The 16,530-nt window shown below is 45.5% G+C and carries 16 protein-coding genes and 1 pseudogene; 8 read left to right on the forward strand and 9 right to left on the reverse strand.

What is annotated here, in order from left to right:
- Window positions 1–7: 7 nt before the first annotated feature.
- Window positions 8–1,279: a hypothetical protein gene (locus tag AZH43_RS04295; protein WP_067666985.1), complete on the reverse strand. Its 1,272-nt coding sequence runs from the start codon at window positions 1,277–1,279 to the stop codon at window positions 8–10.
- Between the two features lie 120 nt (window positions 1,280–1,399).
- Between AZH43_RS04295 and AZH43_RS04300 the strand changes: the two genes are divergently transcribed.
- Both AZH43_RS04300 and AZH43_RS04305 read left to right on the forward strand, forming a co-directional pair.
- Window positions 1,400–2,182 (forward strand): class I SAM-dependent methyltransferase, encoded by a 783-nt coding sequence (locus AZH43_RS04300; RefSeq protein ID WP_067666928.1) that lies wholly within the window; start codon window positions 1,400–1,402, stop codon window positions 2,180–2,182.
- 7 nt (window positions 2,183–2,189) lie between these two features.
- Window positions 2,190–2,762 (forward strand): hypothetical protein, encoded by a 573-nt coding sequence (locus tag AZH43_RS04305; RefSeq protein WP_067666929.1) that lies wholly within the window; start codon window positions 2,190–2,192, stop codon window positions 2,760–2,762.
- 53 nt (window positions 2,763–2,815) lie between these two features.
- Here AZH43_RS04305 and AZH43_RS04310 read toward each other — a convergent pair.
- The 3 genes and pseudogenes from AZH43_RS04310 to AZH43_RS04320 form a co-directional block, all read right to left on the reverse strand.
- Window positions 2,816–3,228: pseudogene (locus AZH43_RS04310) on the reverse strand (GFA family protein).
- Window positions 3,229–3,321: 93 nt separating this feature from the next.
- Entirely contained in the window at window positions 3,322–4,521 is a 1,200-nt protein-coding gene (locus AZH43_RS04315) for a TIGR03862 family flavoprotein (protein ID WP_067666931.1), read from the reverse strand.
- Between the two features lie 5 nt (window positions 4,522–4,526).
- Window positions 4,527–5,174: a class I SAM-dependent methyltransferase gene (locus AZH43_RS04320; protein ID WP_171254425.1), complete on the reverse strand. Its 648-nt coding sequence runs from the start codon at window positions 5,172–5,174 to the stop codon at window positions 4,527–4,529.
- Between the two features lie 99 nt (window positions 5,175–5,273).
- Between AZH43_RS04320 and AZH43_RS04325 the strand changes: the two genes are divergently transcribed.
- On the forward strand, window positions 5,274–5,459 hold the full coding sequence (locus AZH43_RS04325) for a DNA gyrase inhibitor YacG (RefSeq protein WP_067666935.1): 186 nt from the start codon (window positions 5,274–5,276) through the stop codon (window positions 5,457–5,459).
- Window positions 5,460–5,563: 104 nt separating this feature from the next.
- Here the strand turns inward: AZH43_RS04325 and AZH43_RS04330 are convergent, their stop codons facing one another.
- The 5 genes from AZH43_RS04330 to AZH43_RS04350 all read right to left on the reverse strand — a co-directional run bounded on the left by AZH43_RS04330 (window position 5,564) and on the right by AZH43_RS04350 (window position 10,030).
- The gene (locus tag AZH43_RS04330; RefSeq protein WP_067666937.1) at window positions 5,564–6,208 is read right to left on the reverse strand and encodes an MBL fold metallo-hydrolase; all 645 of its coding nucleotides are present in this window, start codon (window positions 6,206–6,208) and stop codon (window positions 5,564–5,566) included.
- Window positions 6,209–6,227: 19 nt separating this feature from the next.
- The gene (gene hemH / locus AZH43_RS04335; RefSeq protein ID WP_067666939.1) at window positions 6,228–7,241 is read right to left on the reverse strand and encodes a ferrochelatase; all 1,014 of its coding nucleotides are present in this window, start codon (window positions 7,239–7,241) and stop codon (window positions 6,228–6,230) included.
- 64 nt (window positions 7,242–7,305) lie between these two features.
- Entirely contained in the window at window positions 7,306–8,334 is a 1,029-nt protein-coding gene (locus tag AZH43_RS04340; protein WP_067666941.1) for a DUF4062 domain-containing protein, read from the reverse strand.
- Between the two features lie 167 nt (window positions 8,335–8,501).
- On the reverse strand, window positions 8,502–9,371 hold the full coding sequence (murI, locus tag AZH43_RS04345; protein ID WP_067666943.1) for a glutamate racemase: 870 nt from the start codon (window positions 9,369–9,371) through the stop codon (window positions 8,502–8,504).
- Window positions 9,372–9,418: 47 nt separating this feature from the next.
- The gene (locus tag AZH43_RS04350; protein WP_067666945.1) at window positions 9,419–10,030 is read right to left on the reverse strand and encodes a DUF1285 domain-containing protein; all 612 of its coding nucleotides are present in this window, start codon (window positions 10,028–10,030) and stop codon (window positions 9,419–9,421) included.
- Window positions 10,031–10,221: 191 nt separating this feature from the next.
- Here AZH43_RS04350 and AZH43_RS04355 point away from each other — a divergent pair, with 191 nt between their 5' ends.
- The 5 genes from AZH43_RS04355 to AZH43_RS04375 form a co-directional block, all read left to right on the forward strand.
- A complete protein-coding gene (locus AZH43_RS04355) occupies window positions 10,222–11,934 on the forward strand; it encodes an electron transfer flavoprotein-ubiquinone oxidoreductase (protein WP_067666986.1) in 1,713 nt (570 codons plus the stop codon).
- A 61-nt stretch (window positions 11,935–11,995) separates the two neighbouring features.
- Window positions 11,996–13,375, forward strand: a complete 1,380-nt coding sequence (gene mdtD, locus AZH43_RS04360; RefSeq protein ID WP_067666947.1) for a multidrug transporter subunit MdtD — start codon at window positions 11,996–11,998, stop codon at window positions 13,373–13,375.
- Window positions 13,376–13,814: 439 nt separating this feature from the next.
- Complete coding sequence (locus AZH43_RS04365) at window positions 13,815–14,693, forward strand: LysR substrate-binding domain-containing protein (protein WP_067666949.1); 879 nt, start codon at window positions 13,815–13,817, stop codon at window positions 14,691–14,693.
- A gap of 16 nt (window positions 14,694–14,709) precedes the next feature.
- Window positions 14,710–16,062: an MmgE/PrpD family protein gene (locus tag AZH43_RS04370; RefSeq protein WP_067666951.1), complete on the forward strand. Its 1,353-nt coding sequence runs from the start codon at window positions 14,710–14,712 to the stop codon at window positions 16,060–16,062.
- A gap of 235 nt (window positions 16,063–16,297) precedes the next feature.
- Window positions 16,298–16,530: acyl-CoA dehydrogenase family protein (locus tag AZH43_RS04375; RefSeq protein WP_131796924.1), on the forward strand; the 233-nt coding region annotated here is incomplete at its 3' end.

Below are 16,530 nucleotides of genomic sequence, written 5' to 3' on the forward strand. Positions count from 1 at the left end.
TTTTAGGCTAAGATTTTTCCGGCTGCGGTACAAATTTATTGGAATCATCCAATGAATCAGTAAAGTTCGCCGCACCTAATTCATCGGTGCTTAAATTCAGGTCTTTGTAGCTCAGCACATAGTAATCGGCGTATTTTTTCATCATCAGCGGATGCATGCCCACAGACAGCTCATCCTGCAGCAGCACCAGTTTCATCATTTGGCGGTCATTCATAACAATCATATATGGCTGATCATTCCAGCTGATCTGCACCAAGGCATTGCCTTTGGCATAAATCGGAATCAGGAATTTATGATTCAGCGCAATAGCGCCCGCGGCATAGCTTTCTATTTTTTGGCTGATGACATTAAATACCAAACCATGCCCGTAGGCATCCTGCAGCAGGCTGCGTTTTTCCTGCGGCATGCTGACCTGTATGCCCAGTTTGGCTAGATCCTGCTGATCCACCTGTTTATTGCTGAACAGCTCACGCAGCAGCGCCTGCTTCTGCTTCGCATCAAAAAACTGATCATCCAGCGCCAGCGCATTGCTCTTTAAAATGTGTCCCAGCGCCGCACGATGGCGCGGCAGCAGATTTTCAATCACCTTGCGGTAATAGAATTTGCTGTTCTTTTTGACATGGCGCATTTTTTGGTAAAAATAGCTGGCGTCAAAAGGGTGGCGTAAAAAGTCATGCACCAGCGATGAACTGGCCAAAACGGCAATCGCATCATGATCGGTATAAGGCAAATGCAGCCAATGCGCATGCGGAATCAAAGGTTTCAAATGCTCAATATGCACGCGGTCAGCCGCATAATACGGGTCAAAAATTACAATATATTCACGCGCTGGCGAAACGTCTTCCGCGCGCACATACATGCGCCCATTCAGTTCCGGCTGGTAGAACATGTTGTAGCGCGTATCTTCCACATCTTCAGGGTTTATTGAGTACTGCGGCACCATCGCGACAACACGCTGCACATCCAGCAGATTAGAATATTTAATGGCCGCATAGCCGCCCATTGAACCGCCATAGGCGATCCGGGTTTTAAACGGCGCAATCACCGGCTGAATGCTGTCCATCATGGCTAAAATAGAGCGTTCAGGAAACCATGATTTTTGCTTGGGCATAATGCCAATCACATTAAAATCGAATTTGTGCAGTGATTTTTCAGCATTCACGCTCAGGCCTTTGGCCCGCGTAATTAAATCGCCAAAGGAAAAAATCAATTCTGCAGATGAACCTTTGAGGAAAATGACCCTGATCTGTTCATCTTCAAAAATAATTTGTTTATCCATCATTACACCGTTCTGAAGTCCATTTGCATCGTTCATCTAAAATTCGGTACGCAGTCAAAATTTGCAGTACAAGGGAATATGCTATTTTATAGAGGAGTCAGGGATTAAAAATTGCAGAATATGACACAATCACTACATCCTGCCGCAGAAAAAGGTTTTGGCGCAGCCGCGGCGCTGTATCAGCAAGTGCGCCCCGATTATCCGGCCGAAATCAGCATTTGGCTGCAGCAGCAGCTAAATTTAGGCCCTCAGGATGCCTTGCTGGATTTAGGCGCGGGCACAGGCAAATTCCTGCCCTATTTAAAACCGATCAGCGCATGTATTACTGCGGTAGAGCCTGTTCCAGCAATGCTGCAGCAGCTGCGCCAAGCGCATCCTGATATCAATACTGTACAGGCTTTCAGCAGTCAGATTCCGGTTCCGGATCATTCCATCCGCGCGGTTTTTTGCGCACAATCCTTTCATTGGTTTGCCGACCGCGCCACGCTGGCGGAAATTCAGCGCATTTTACAGCCGCATGGCTATCTGGTACTGATTTGGAATCAGCGCGATATTAACACGGATTGGGTGAAAGCCTTAGCCGATATTCTGCTGCCGCTGGAAGGCAGCACGCCGCGCTACCACAGCGGCCTATGGCAAAAAGCCTTTGAACAGCAGCCTTGGTTCACGCTTCATCAAGAAACCGCCTTCCGCCAATTGCACCGCGGCACTGTTGAGCAGGTTGTTTCTAAACGCCTCTTGTCCACCAGCTTTATCGCCGCCATGCCGGAAGCGCAGCAGCAGGCGCTGAAACTGCAGTTTGAACAGACTGTATTTGAATTGACCGGCAAACAGGCGCAAGATGAAATTGAATTCCCCTATACCACCCATGTGTATGTCTTTCAAAAAACTGCAGAAAAATAGGTGACTTATGCAACAAGCATTTAAATTTTTGGGGATGCCGCTGCTGATCAGCGCTATCCTGATGATCACAGGCTGTGACCGCAGTCAAGAAGCGGAAAAGCCGTCTGCAGATCTTTCGCAAGATGATCAGATCATGCGCGAGCTTTCATCTGAGCCGGTTAAAGCCTTTGCCAAAACAGCCCATGACATACACGACATTCAGGCCCTGACCGATTTTGATACACGCTTTACCGCAGTCAGCGATGAAATGGAAGATGAGCTGATGCGCATGAAGGAAGACGGTTCTTTAACACCAGAATTCGCCTTAAGCCGCAAACGGGACAATATCAACTCAGCCCTGACCATGCTCAAAGCCTTGGATTTAAAAACAGAGCAAGGCCGCTATATTCAGGGCCTGATGTATCAGTATTGGGATAATCAAGGCAAATTGCTGCAGCAGACTGCCGATCAAAGCGCCGCCGGCGATAAACAGCCAAGTGAAAATGTGAAAGGCTTAGGCCAGTTTATCCATGCGCAGGAACAGCTGGAACATTGGCAGCAGCAATATCCTGCCATTCCATCAGCAGCAGAGAAGCAATAAGCATCTAAAAATAAAGGGTTCATAGGAACCCTTTTTTTTACAGCAGCCCCTATTTAAGATGAGGGCCGTTCTGCATACTGCGGCAAATGATCGCAGATATCATCCCATTCTGCTTTTGAGTCCGCAAAAATATGCATGACCGGCTTCTGCGCCAAAGGCGTATCTAGAGTACCAATCCGCAAGCGGTAGAAATCTGGGTCTCCACTTTAATGCTGATGATCGGTGAGCCGCAATCGCTGCAAAAACAGCGCTGCGTGGCTGCAGTGGACTGAAATGTTTTGAACAGGTGTTCACCTTGAATAAGTCTGAAGTCTGCTTTGCGGATTGGCGCATTCACGGCATAAGCGGAACCATTGGCCTTTCGGCAGCGCTGACAGTGGCACTGCACAATATCACCAATTTCACCGTGAATTTCATATTGAATGCCGCCGCATAGGCAGCTGCCTGCGTATTTTTTTTGATCCATCGTCCTACCCGCCATCCCTTGTGTTCTGTATTATTGATGCAGATTAAAATTAACACAGCATTGCAGCCAGCGGTATCATCGCCGCCGCTGTTTTTAAGGCGCGGTCAAAAAATGATGCGCGCCTTCACCGGCTGCCCGCCCTGTGGCAAAGCACGCAGTCAGCAAATACCCGCCGGTCGGCGCATCCCAATCCAGCATTTCACCTGCACAAAATACCGATGGGTGGGATTTCAGCTGTAGCTGTTCGGTCAGCATTTCGCGTTTAATGCCGCCGGCGCAGCTGATCGCTTCTTCAATCGGGCGGAAACCGCTCAGGGCAATCTTTAAAGATTTAATCTGTCCAGCTAAAGCCTCAGGCTGTGTCCATAATGTCTTATCCACCAGTTCACGCACCAGATTGGCTTTGGCGGCATCTAAGCCAGCTTTGCGCCAGACATTGCTCAATGACTGTTTTTTGCTGGGCTGCAGTTTCGCTGCCAGCTGTTCAACACTTTGATCAGGCAGCAAATCCAAATATAGTGCCATCGGCTGCTGCTGTTTGGCTAAATGGCGCAGTTCACGCCCTTGCTTATAAATCAGTCCGCTTTCTAAGCCATAATGTGAAATGACAATATCGCCTGCGGATTTCGCGCTGTCTCCCGCCCACGCTTCTACACGCTTTAAGGGCTGACCGAATACCGGCTGCATAAATTTAGACCAAGCAATTTCTACTCCTGCATTGCTGGCTTGAAAGGGTTCAATTTCTTCAGCATTCAGCCATGACTGCCATGCGCCATCACTGCCCAGCTGAGACCAAGACACTGCGCCGCACGCCATGATCACTGCATCAAAATGCTCTTCAAAAACGATGTCCTGCAGCAGGTTCCTGAATTGCACCGCCGGCGGCTGCACGTTCAGCACTTGGTGACGGTAATGAAATTTCACCCCATTTTCCGACAGCCGTTTCAGCCAAGCGCGCAATAAAGGCGCCGCTTTCATTTCAATGGGAAACACACGGCTGGATGAGCCAATATAGGATGAGATGCCAAGGCCTTTCATCCAATGCTGAATCCACACTGCATCCCATTGCCTGATCCAAGGCGCCAGCCAATCAGACTGATCATAGCGCTGAATAAACTGCTCGGCCGGTTCTGCATGGGAAATATTCAGTCCGGTCTTGCCGGCCATTAAAAACTTGCGGGCAGCCGACGGCTTTTGCTCATAGACATGCACATCGTATTCATATTGGCTCAGCACTTCGGCAGCCATCAGCCCTGCTGGGCCTGCGCCAATAATGGCAATGCGTTTATTCATGCAGGCTATTCCGCAGATGCTGCGGCAGCTTGGCCTTGCAGCGGCTGAAAATCATCAAAACGCGTGCTGTAGCCTTCCGGTTTGGTAATAATCAGCTGCTGACACAATTCGCCGCGTTCCAAATATTTGATTTCGAAATGCGTGCGCGCTGAATCTGCAGGAATCACCTCTTTAATAAACGGCAGCTTCCACACATCAATCAGCTGCTGCTGCGCTTCATCAATATATTCAGGAATATTGCTGGCCAAAGTAATGCTGCCGCCAAACGCCAAACGCGACAGCAAAAATTCAAAAAACGGCATGTTCAGCCAGCGCTGCGCCGAATTATGCGGTTCCGGATTCGGGTACAGAATAAACAGCTGCTCAACTTGCGCCGGAAACAGCGCATGAACCACCCAAGGCAATGCATCGGCATGCACCGGCTGCAGATTTTTCTGGCCTTCCAAAGCGTGCTGCTTTTGCATGGACAGAAATTTTTCGCGGGTACGCTCTACCGCAATCAGCTGTTTTTCCGGGTTTAGACCGCTGAACAGCAAAGCATGCTTGCCTTTTCCGGCACCGATTTCCACGCAAACCGGCTGATTGGCGATGGCTTGAAAATCACGCGGGGCATGCATGCGCTGCGCTTGAAATTGACGAATCGGCATAATCAGATCAAACTAATAAAAACCGCATAAGTCTAACAATTGTGATGACCTTTGCCTAATTGATTTGCTTAATTTGAAATATCAGCTTTGACTTGGAGTCCTGCTATGCCCACCACTTTAAATTGTCCACGCTGCGGTGAGCTAACTGTTTGGGAAGGCAATGAATACCGCCCTTTCTGCTCTGAACGCTGTAAAATGATTGATTTAGGCGCATGGGCCAATGAAGATTATAAGCTGCCGACACAAGATGCGCCGCAAGCTGACGGCGGCTCTGAAGAAGACCAGTTCTAAAGCAAAGGAAGAAATTTCTCCTTATAAATAAAAAAGTCTGCGCTGGCAGACTTTTTTATTTAACGTTGCTATTCAGCAAATATGCGCATTATTAAGCTACTGAATTAACCCGCTTTTCCAGCTACAAATGGATTGTGCTGTTTTTCAAAACCAATGGTGCTCATCGGCCCATGCCCTGAAATAAACTGTGTATCATCCGGTAGGCTGAAACATTCCCGCTGAATCGAATCCAGCAGCTGCTGATGGTCGCCGCGCGGAAAATCAGTACGGCCAATGGAGCCTTTGAACAGCACATCGCCCGTCCACAAAATACCGTAATTGCGGTTATAAAAAATCACATGCCCAGGGGTATGCCCTGGCGCGAAACGCACTTCAAAGGCTTCATTGCCCAGCTTTAAGGTTTCGCCGCCTTCCAGCCATTGTGTCACGTCCACCTTTTCCGGAACTGGAAAGCCATAGCGCGCAGACACTTCCTGAATCATATCCAGCCAAAATGCATCTTCTTTATGCGGGCCAATCACCGGCACATTCCAGAGTTTTTTTAATGCGCCCACAGCCCCAGCATGATCCAAGTGGCCATGCGTCAGCCACAGCGCCTTCACCGTCAAGCCCAATGCTTCGACTTCGGCCTGCAGCTTTTCAGGCTCGCCGCCCGCATCAATCAAAACAGCCTCTTTGCTTTCAGAGTCCCAAAGAATGGAACAGTTTTGCTGGAATGCCGTAACAGGCACAATTTTGACTTGCAGCATTGGGCGAAACCTCAAAATTTCAGTGGGCTAATGTGTGCTTTAAGCCGTCAAGATTAGCCTGAAGCAAAGAATTGAGCAATTGCAAATGATCTGCGCGGCTGTTCAGCGCCGGAATGTAACTATAGCTGCCGCCGCCCGCGCCTTTAAACAGCTCGGCATTTTGCAGCGCCAGCTCTTCCAATGTTTCCAGACAGTCTGCTGAAAAAGCAGGGCTCATCACCTGCACCGACTGCACGCCTTGCTTTGCCCATTCTGCTAATAATGCATCCGTATACGGCTTCACCCATTCCTGTTTGCCAAAACGGGACTGGAAACTGATTGCCCATTGCCCTTGGCTGAGGCCTAATTCGTCAGCCAGCAAGGCTGCCGTAATCCGGCAGCGCTCGGCATAGGGATCGCCTTTATCGGCATAAGGCTGAGGAATGCCATGAAATGACATCAGCAATTTTTCAGGCTGGCCATGCTCTGCCTGATAATCCCGCACACTTTGCGCCAAAGACTGAATAAATAATGGGTGCTGATAATAATCGCGGATTATGGAAATGCCCGGAAGATTACGCTGCTGCGGAATCCACTTTGCGATGGCGTCAAACAGCGGCGCTGTAGAGGTTGCTGAATATTGCGGAAACAAGGGCAATAAAATCAAATGATCTTGCGGCTGTTTCGACAGCTGCTGCAGCAATGCGTCAATACCGGGATTGCCATAGGTCATAGCAGGCACAATATTCAGCTCAAACTCTGGATATTGCGCAATGAGCTGGCTTTTCACCGCCTGCACTTGCTGCAGCAGGATTTCACGCATCGGCGAATCATTGTTCCAGACCATTTCATAGGCATGCGCCACCCGCTTGGGACGGAACGGCAAAATAAACAGACGCAGAATCAGCTGCCAAATCGGCTTCGGTATTTCAATAACACGCTGATCCGATAAAAACTGCTTCAAAAATTGGCGCACTGCGGGAACTGCCGGCGAGTCCGGTGTGCCCAGATTCGCCAAGATAATTGTAATTTTCGCTTTAGATGCAGCAGACATCAAACCATTCCAATTGAATTGAACACAGCCACTTTATCAGTTTTCTGCAAATTTAATAAATGGATTAATATGTGTTCTTAAATTGAAAAACTCGATTATTATCCAATAAATTGCTTTCCATCAGCTTCTGCGCTTTAGCTGTCACTTGCCACAGCATGCGCTGACGGTCATCACGTCCAGACTGAATAATCCATTCATTTTGGCGCATTTGCATTTTAATGCTGTGCAGCGCCCGGATATTCATTTGCGCACGGGCAACCGCATGCGCACGCGGCATTTCCATGCGCGCGTCCTGCAAGCCGGTTTCGTTCAGATATTCATTCATGCGCTTAGAAAAAAATTCTTCCGGCGTCGGATGTATAAATGTAGAGCCCAAAACTGCAAGCAGCTGGGCCCAAGTCATTTTTTTCTGAATTTTCAGCTCTTTGAAATTGCCGTCTTGATAGGCATGCATGCGGTATTCAAATGAAAAAAATTCATGCATCGAGACTTTAGGCAAACTCAGGAATGGATCAACTTCGCGCTTGCCCGATTCAGTTTCCAGCTGTTCCAGCTTATTCTTCAAGCGGTCAATTTCATCTTGCAGCACTTGCGTATTCTGAGGACGGACCCACCCTTGCACAGGATAGCGCTCCAGCATTTGCGGCATATTAAAGCGCACAGCCATCTCTAAATCACGCAGACTGCGGTAAGCAAACACCTGATCGTTCTCATGCTGCAGCAGCTTGCGGAATTCTTGAAATTTTTCACGCAATTCAGGCTTGCCATCATGCAAAGAAGCCTCGCGGGCTGCAGGGTCATCATGCATAAAGACAATAATCGGTTTTTGCTTGGTCACGGCATAAATGTATTCTAAATGCATATACCCGACGCCAGATACGGACTGTTCGCCATAGGAACTGCCCAGCAGAATCACCACATAATCGCAATCGTCAATTTGGCGGCGCGCAAATGCCGTGCTTAATGGCGTACGCTGCTCCAATCCCCAAGAAAAAAAACCCATTCCGACCAGCGTTTGGGCCAGAATCATCCTTTCCGGCTGCATTTCAGAACCAGAAGTTGAAATAAAAACTTGATAACGCTTATCGAGCATTGGTTATCCTCATTCCAATTTGCATATTGCAGTACGATGCGGTTAAAGCCCGCATGCTCTGGCTGCAGATATGGCTACCCCAATCTAAACAACTATTTTATAAATGCTTAATCTATAAATAATTATTACTTAAGCAATAAGAAAGACTAACATAATTTATTTAATCTTTAATTGCCAATATTATCCACCGTCCAAGTCAAGTCCTCTGGCATTAAACGGCTTAAAATCGGCTTTAAATTTTCCGCATTTTGACCGCTGACATAGCATTCAATACGGACAGCATCTTTACGATCCTGCTCAAATAATAACTCATTTTTTATCAAAATGCGGGCTGTTTGACGCGCAACGGCCAATCCAGAGTCAATTAATGTCAGTTTCTGACCAAAAATATGCTGAATAGCAGGTTTTAAGAACGGATAGTGGGTACATCCCAGCACTAAAAAGTCAGCGCCTTGATCAACTGCCGGCTGTAAAACATCCTGCAGGGTCTGCAGGCAAGCCGCGCTCATTTGCGCGCCCGCTTCTACAAAAGGCACCAAATCCAAATTGGTTACCGGCATAACCTGCACTTGGGCTGGCGCTGCAAAGCGCTCTACCACCTCTTTGATCAGCTGGCCGCGGAAAGTTGCGGGAGTCGCCAGAACAGCCACTGTTTTGGTTTTGCTTTGCAGCACAGCTGGCTTTAATGCAGGCACTAGGCCAATAATGGGAAAATCTTCACCATAGTGGGTGCGCAAATAATCCAGACTGAATGCAGATGCGGTATTGCAGGCAACCACTGCAACTTTACAGCCCTTTCTATACAGCCATTCTATGGCATGCGCCGTCAGCTCACGAATCTCTCGGTCCTCTCGGGGGCCATAGGGCACGTGCGCCGTATCTGCATAATAGACAATATGCTCATTCGGCAAATGCCGCGCAATTTCCTGAGCCACTGACAAGCCGCCAATGCCCGAATCAAAAATTCCAATCGGCGCATCAGCCGCGGCTTTCGGCATGGGATCATTAAGCGGATAAATGGGATGAATGGCGGTCATGGCTTCAATTTGAGAAGTTGCGGTTGGGGATAATGAAAGCTTAAACCTCAAGCGCCTAATTGCAAGTGAAAATCGCCGCTTTTCAGGCTTAATATAGTTTCCCCTCGCTCATTTTCAAGCATCTCGCCCATTTCAATTAAATGAAAAAAGGCGGCCCGCTGAATTAATGCATTCAACCCAAAACGCACCGGAACATAAGGGCGCAGTTCCCCAGCAAATTCACGCATAAAAATGGGATGCTGCTCATCTACAATAATTTCATCCTGCGTGCTGGAAATCAGCTGAATATAGGTTTTGCCATTTATTTCTATTTGATTGGCTTGACTGATAAATAGAGGCTCATCTTCTACCTGTATTTCAATCTGTTCTGCGGGTGTTTTCAGATAAAACTTGCCGTCCTCTTTCCAGAGTACGCTGGAGAACAGGTCGATCAGCGCCTGACGCTTGATCAATTGACCTTCGTGCCACCACTCGCCATTTGCTTTTACCTTTAAATTCATGGCGCCGCAGTGCTTTGGATGCCATTTATCCAAAGGCGGAATTGACTTTTTGTGACCGGACTGTCCATCTTTTAAGTATTGTGCAATATCCATTAAATTTTTATTATCGCCAAGAGCTGTATTTTTCGTCTCATTTGGCGTTTTTTCTTGATTATTCATAGCAGAAGACCCTAATGACGGAAAAATAATATGATTCAGCCAATTGGCTAGACCACGGTTTAAAACTATACTAGCCCACAATATAAAAGACACGATAGCTTATTTGTGTCTAGCAACCAAGAACACTCATGGCAGCGCCGTTTTTAAAGTTGAAAGCGGTAGCCACCTTTAAACCAGATGAGGAGTCCTACATGGAACACATCGAACGTGAATCGATGGAGTTTGACGTAGTCATCGTTGGCGCAGGCCCTGCCGGCCTTTCAGCTGCGATTAAAATCCGTCAACTTGCAATTGAAAATAACCTAAACGATCTGTCCGTTTGTGTCGTGGAAAAGGGCTCCGAAGTCGGCGCGCATATCCTTTCTGGTGCTGTGCTTGAACCGCGTGCGATGAATGAACTGTTCCCGAACTGGAAAGAAGAAGGCGCGCCTTTAAATGTTCCGGTGACCGAAGACAAAACCTTCTTCCTGCTGTCTGATGAAAAATCTCAGGAAGCCCCGCATTGGATGGTGCCTAAAACCATGCACAACGATGGCAACTATGTCATCTCTTTAGGCAACGTCGTGCGCTGGTTAGGCGCTAAAGCGGAAGAGCTTGAAGTGTCTATCTTCCCGGGCTTTGCTGCTTCTGAAATTCTGTATCATGAAGACGGTACCGTAAAAGGCATTCAAACCGGCGATATGGGCATCGGCAAAGACGGCGAGCCGACGCACAACTTTACTCCAGGCTATGAGCTGCATGCAAAATACACACTGTTTGCTGAAGGCTGCCGCGGCCATTTGGGCAAACGCCTCATCGCTAAATTCAATTTAGATAAAGATGCAGATCCGCAGCATTACGGCATCGGCATTAAAGAGCTGTGGGAAATTGATCCAGCCAAGCACAAACCAGGTCTGGTCATGCACGGTGCAGGCTGGCCTTTAGCTGAAACAGGTTCTTCAGGCGGCTGGTGGCTGTATCACGCCGAAAACAATCAAGTGACTTTGGGCATGATCGTTGACTTGTCATACACCAACCCGCACATGTATCCATTCATGGAAATGCAGCGCTGGAAAACGCACCCGTTAATTAAGCAGTATCTGGAAGGCGGCAAGCGCATTTCATATGGCGCGCGCGCAGTTGTAAAAGGCGGATTCAATTCACTGCCTAAATTTACCTTTGCCGGCGGTTCCCTGATTGGCGATGACGCAGGCTTCCTGAACTTTGCCAAAATCAAAGGCTCGCACACAGCCATGAAGTCCGGCATGCTCTGCGGTGAAGCGGTGTTTGAAGCCATTCAAGCCGGTGTTGAAAAAGGCGGCGATCTTGCAGTTGCCCGTGTCACTGAAGGCGAAGATTTCTTTGCCAAAGAATTGACGGCTTATACCGAAAAGTTCAACAGCAGCTGGCTGAAAGAAGAGTTATATAACTCCCGCAACTTCGGCCCTGCAATGCACAAATTCGGGCAATGGATGGGCGGCGCGTTCAACTTCATCGACCAGAATGTCTTTAAAGTTCCATTCACGCTGCATGACTTGCAGCAGGATTTCAGCGCTCTGAAAACAGTTGATGCAGCGAACTTCAAGCCAAACTATCCAAAACCGGATGGCAAGCTGACTTTTGACCGTTTGTCTTCAGTTTTTGTTTCAAATACCGTGCATGAAGAAAACCAACCGGCGCATTTGAAACTGACCGATGCTTCTATTCCAGTCAATATCAACTTGCCGAAATGGGATGAGCCTGCTCAGCGCTACTGCCCGGCCGGTGTGTATGAAATTATGGAAGAGAACGACGGTTCAAAGCGCTTCCAAATTAACGCGGCCAACTGCGTGCACTGCAAAACTTGCGATATCAAAGATCCGTCTCAGAACATCACATGGGTAACACCGGAAGGCGGCGGCGGCCCTAATTACCCGAATATGTAATTAATATTTGAGTATGTGGAAAATGAAAAACTCTATTTTGAAATGATAAATGAGGCGTTCAATGGAAGAACACAATAAACTGCAGCCTGAATTTCGAGTACTGGTTTTATTGGCATCTATTGGCTTTTTTATGCAAGCCTTAGATACCACTATCATTTTTACGGCTTTACCAGCAATTGCTGAAAGCCTGAATGAAAACCCTCTGGATATTCATGGCGTAGTTATTGGCTATGTATTGGCCGTAGCTGGAGGCATTCCATTGAGCGGGTGGCTCGCTGATAAATTTGGGTTAAGAAATACTTATTTTGCGGCCATTTTGATATTTACAGCAGCATCACTTGGCTGTGGGTTTTCTCATAATCTGAATCAGCTGATAGGGTTTCGCATCTTGCAAGGTTTTGGCGGAGCTTTATTAATGCCTGTCGCCAGATTATCTTTGCTTAAAATTGTACCAAGGACACAATTTGTTTCCGCTATCAGTACTATGAATATCTCAGGTTTAATAGGGCCGCTGATAGGGCCGGCCTTAGGAGGGTGGATCGTTAAATCGACGACTTGGCATTGGGTTTTTTGGGTCAATGTTCCTATAGGCTTGATTGGCTTGTTTTTTACTCTCAAAGTGATGCCTAATATCATTGAAGAAAAAGTAAAGCCGTTTGATTTAAGCGGGTTTATTTTACTCCTCATTACCATGGTCGGTATTGTATTAGGCATTGAAATGGCGTCCAGTCCTGAGTTTTCCACGTCACTAATTATCAGTTTACTGGTAGCATCAATCTGCGCAGCACTCACATATGCTTATCATGCCCATTTGCATGAACAGGCATTATTCAGAGCGGATTTATTTAAAAATAGACTTTTTACCATTGGCATATTAGGTAATCTTTTTGCCCGATTAGGCGGCAATTCACTGCCATTTTTATTGCCATTAATGCTGCAGATAGGTTTTGGTATTGAACCGCTTATGGCTGGTTTAATGATGACGCCACTAGTATTGGGTTCTTTATTTTCCAAACCGATTACTCGGCCAATTATTCAATCTTTGGGCTATCGGCGTTTCTTAATTATTAACTCAGTATTGGTTGGGCTTTGTATAGCAAGTTTTTCACTGACTTCCATAGAAACGCCTATATGGTTTAGAGCATTGCATTTTTTTATTTTTGGTATATTAAATTCATTACAGTTTGTCGCAATGAACTCTCTGACGTTAAGTGAGCTGAGCGCTCAGCAAGCAAGCAGCGGCAACAGCTTTTTATCGATAATTATGATGCTTTCCATGAGTGTTGGTATTGCATTAGCTGGAACGCTCTTAAATGTTTTCATGGATGTATATGCTCATTCTGCATCTATTGATGCATTTCACAGTACATTATTATGTCTGGGCGCTATCAATATCATTACAGCATTTATTTTTTCCAAAATTTCTAATCGAAGCGAATGAATAAGATTATGCATGCAGTTTATTGAAATTAATTTGTTTGATTTGAGATTTTATAAATCAAAACTAAAAATTTGAGGCAGTACTGGGTTATTGATAATTTCTTTTTAGACATCAAATCTCTTAGTGTCCCAATCAAGTCATCACATGGGCAACGCTGTTATTTAGCGGTGATGAGGATTTTGCCCGCTTTAATAAAAGGGTTTTTATAACACTTCATTTTATTTTTTAGGTAAAAACAGTCCCTTAGGGGGCTGTTTTTTATAACTCATAGCAGTATGAGTTTTGAGTAATTAACACTGGGTATAAATATGTATGCTGTTTTCCAAAGCTAGGAACGCACATCAGCTATTCATTGCTACGACTTATTGATGACAGGGTTTATACGGACCATAGACATTTCCTTTATATACTGTGCTTTTGAAAAAAACAGGAGGTTGATATGCGCGATATACCACCATTAAATGCCCTTAGAACATTTGAATGTGTTGCTAGACATAAAAGTTTCACTAAGGCTGCGGATGAGCTATACGTCAGTCAATCTGCTGTAAGTCGCCAAATTACGCTAATAGAAGAATATTTAGGTATAGAGTTTTTTAAACGTGAACGTTCTGGAATTAGCCTCACTGATGCGGGCGAGAAATATTATGCAGAAATTGGGCCTGCATTTAATAAAATTGCCATTGCCACACGCGGCATGAGTTCCTATCGAAAAAATAACGATATTGCATTACGTGTGTATTCAACTTTTGCTGCTAAATGGCTAGTACGCCGCTTGCAAAAGCTGCATGCGGAAAATCCTAAATTACGTGTAAATATTAAAACAGCCGTAGCGCCAGTAGATTTTGCCACTGAAAGTGTCGATGCTTCAATCCAATTTGGTGATGGGCAATGGCCTGATGTAGATAGTTACTTTTTATGCAGTGATGAAATCAGGCCTGTCTGCAGCCCCAGTCTAATTAAACATTTAACTCGGCCGCCAGCACCGCAAGATGTAAATAAATACAAGCTTATTCATTCAACCTACAGAAAACTAGATTGGACTGATTGGTTGGTCGCACAAGATATTGAAAGTGTTGAAACTGATCAATTTGTCTTGCCAAATTCACTTTTAGCATATCAAGCGGCAATTGATGGCATTGGAATAGCGATGGCACAAACAAAATTGATAGAACAGGAAATTGCAAATGGCAGTTTGGTTTATTTTTCAGACTATGTTCTAAAGCGTGATTTGGGGTATTACCTCGTTATTCCACAAAATTCACCGAAGTTGGAAAAAATCAATGAATTACGTGATTGGTTGATAGGTGAACTTAACTAAAGGGTATTAGGAGCACATGACAACAATTATTCAGCAATATGCGGCATATGCAGCGATAGAAGCACAAAGAGATCTTTCACCAGAGACGCTTCATCATGCTAAACGTGTCGTTTTAGATTGGTTTTCAGCGCTTTATCCGGGACTTATCAGTGAGGTCGGTTCCAAAATTATTGCAACTTTCGAGGATGAGTTGGGTGTTGGGAAAAGCCGGATTCCAAGTTTAAATCAAACTGGTTTTTCCTCAGCTGCTGCTTGGATCTTAGGTACCGCATCTCATGCTATCGAGTTTGATGATATTTTCCGAGATGCAGTTTATCATCCGGGTGTACCAGTAATTAGTGCGGCATTGGCAATCGCCGATGAATATAATCGTTCAGGTTTAGAATTTCTAAAAGCTGTTGTAGTGGGATATGAAGTTTCTACGCGTTTAGGTGCGGCAGTACAACCTTCGCATTACTCATTTTTCCATACTACAGGCACGGTGGGCGCTATAGGCAGTGCAGCCGCAGCTGCATTTTTAATCGATCCGGAAAATCCGAATTTATTTGCTCACGCGGTAGCAACAGCGACTACTTTTGCATCCGGTTTACAGCAAGCATTCCGTTCCGACGCAATGACTAAGGCGCTGCATGGCGGTCATGCAGCTTCTATAGGTGTAACTGCGGCGAAGTCAGCAGCTAAAGGTATAACTGGCGCTCTGGATATTTTAGAAGGTGATGTTGGTTTTGCGGCTGCTTTATCTAAAGGTGGAAATTGGGAAGTTGCCATTGCGGGCTTAGGACAAAACTATAATATTTGCAAAATGACGCAAAAGAATCATGGCTGTTGCGGTCATACCTTTGCAGCAATCGATAGTGCGATCATGATTCGTGAAACTATGCTGAAAAAAGGCTTGGCATTAGCAGATGTGCAAAATATTGAAGTTCGTACGTATCAGACAGCGTTAGATGTAACCGGCAACTTTAGTCCTGAATCTGCATTTCAGTGCCGTTTCAGTTTACCATATGTATTGGCACATGGCTTTTTGCAGGGCAGCGTCAGATTAAGTGCATTTGAGGATGCTCAGCGTCATTCAAAAGAAACCCGTGAGTTAATGAAGATAATCACCTTAGAAAGTGACGAAGAATTAACTGCCAAATTCCCAAATCAACGTGCGGCAAAAGTCAAAATTACTTTAAAAGATGGCCAATCATTTGAACATTTTTCACCTTGTCGTAAGGGTGATCCTGAAGCTCCATTAACAGATGAAGATTTAGATCATAAGTTTTTTGAGTTGGTCGATGGGGTTCTTTCTCAAGATCAAGCTAGAGTACTCCGTGATCAAATTTGGAATTTAGATAATCTAAATATTTCTGAGTTGAATCTATGAGATTTTAAATAAGTTAATTTTAATAAAAAACTGATTTTTAATCAGTTTTTTATTACTTATAGCGTTCTATTTAAAAAAATAAGCAACTAAAAAATCTCATTTAATTAGTTTTAATAAATTCAATTCTGGCATTTTTTTAAATAAGTCATCGTAAGATGATTTATTAGAAAACTTGTTTGAATTCTATTCAATATTCTATGACTGTAATGTTAATTAATAGATGTAGAGTTGAATTATGGATTTCAATTTAACCGAAGAACAGAATGCATTTGCCGATTCGGTCCGCAAATTCGCTCAAAAGGAATTGGCTGATGGCGCATTAGAACGGGCGCATTCACATGAGTATCCTTGGGAAATCGCAGCGAAACTTTCAGAGATGGGCCTGCTGGGCATTACCTTGAAAGAAGAAGATGGCGGAATGGGCGGCACACTTATGGATGCGGTGATTGCCATTCAGGAACTGGCCTT

The sequence above is a fragment of the Acinetobacter pragensis genome, assembly GCF_001605895.1.
Classification (GTDB): domain Bacteria; phylum Pseudomonadota; class Gammaproteobacteria; order Pseudomonadales; family Moraxellaceae; genus Acinetobacter; species Acinetobacter pragensis.